Source organism: Streptomyces sp. NPDC127092 (genome assembly GCF_042722475.1).
GTDB lineage: Bacteria > Actinomycetota > Actinomycetes > Streptomycetales > Streptomycetaceae > Streptomyces.
The window spans coordinates 2,005-3,119 of sequence record NZ_JBHXFE010000106.1; the positions used below are offsets into that span (position 1 = coordinate 2,005).

Genomic DNA, 1,115 nt, shown 5'->3' on the forward strand with positions numbered 1-1,115 from the left:
GGTCAACGGCGCGCTCCGTTTGATCCGAGGCAACCGTGCGGGGCGGGTGCAGCTGGGGTGCGGTCATGGCTTCCTCTTCCAATAGAAGGCGTCACGGTGATTGTGGCTGAGGGCGCATCGCAGCGGAAGGATGATCAGGAGTCCTCGGCAGAATGGGGTCCCATGGAGTCCACCCAGCCCGTCCCCGAGCCGTTCGTCCTGACCCTTGGGGCCGTCCTCGCCGCCGCAGGCCTCGACCCGCACGACGTCCTGGCCATCCGCCACACCTACAAGGAGTCGGGGCTGCCATCGCGGGCGGCAGCCACGCCGGAGCGCGTGCTCGCCTACACGCGGGAGCAGCACCACGTGGGGAAGTTCCCGAAGGAGCCTGCCCGCCACTGGCTCATCTTCATGGGGGAGGGCGGGCGTCGTTCTCGCCTCACCGCCGTGTACGAGAACCGCGGGGAAGCCGTGGCTGAGCGCACGGAGCGGTACCGGTACTACGACGTTGCGCCGGTGCCGCTGCTGGCCTCCCTCGAGGAGCGCCTGGTGGTGGAGTGGTCCGCAGACCCCGTGAACTGGGCCAAGCGCGGCCCCCTGGCGGCGCGGTTCCCCGTCCTGGAGATCGCCGACCCCACCACCGAGGCGTTCCCCGGCTTCGACCACGTGCTGCTCAGCTACGGGGACCTGCAGTCAATGGTGACCGAGACCCGCTATGCCGGCTGGCGCACCGCCCTGGAGGCCGTACGCGGGATCTACCTGATCGCCGACGAGACCGCGGGCCAGTGCTACGTCGGCAAGGCCGACGGTGAGCGTGGTGTGCTCGGACGGTGGGAGGCCTACGCCCGTGACGGGCATGGCGGAAACGTCGCCCTCCGGGATGCCCTGGAGCTCGACCCCGACCAGCCGGAGCGGTACATGTTCAGCTTGTTGCGCGTGTTCGGCTCCAATACTCCGCAGGCCCAGATCGACGCCGCGGAGAAGCACTACAAGGACGCTCTGATGACGCGCCGGTTCGGGCTGAACCGGAACTGAACGGACGTCGTTCTCCGGGGGGGAGAGAGCGAAGGGCAGACGGGAGGGGGGATGGATTGCCCGCGCCGAGCCTCGGGGAGGAGGGCAAGTGCGCCATCCAG

The 1,115-nt window shown here is 69.2% G+C and carries 1 protein-coding gene; it reads left to right on the forward strand.

Features of this window, described 5'->3' with window-relative positions; genetic code table 11:
- Nucleotides 1-162: 162 nt before the first annotated feature.
- Entirely contained in the window at nt 163-1,014 is an 852-nt protein-coding gene (locus ACFWJO_RS37470; RefSeq protein WP_145015868.1) for a GIY-YIG nuclease family protein, read from the forward strand.
- Nucleotides 1,015-1,115 lie beyond the last annotated feature (101 nt).

What these genes read in the sequence shown, in the direction of transcription:
- ACFWJO_RS37470 (WP_145015868.1), top strand. Translation starts at nt 163, where the DNA reads ATGGAGTCCACCCAGCCCGTCCCCGAGCCGTTCGTCCTGACCCTTGGG.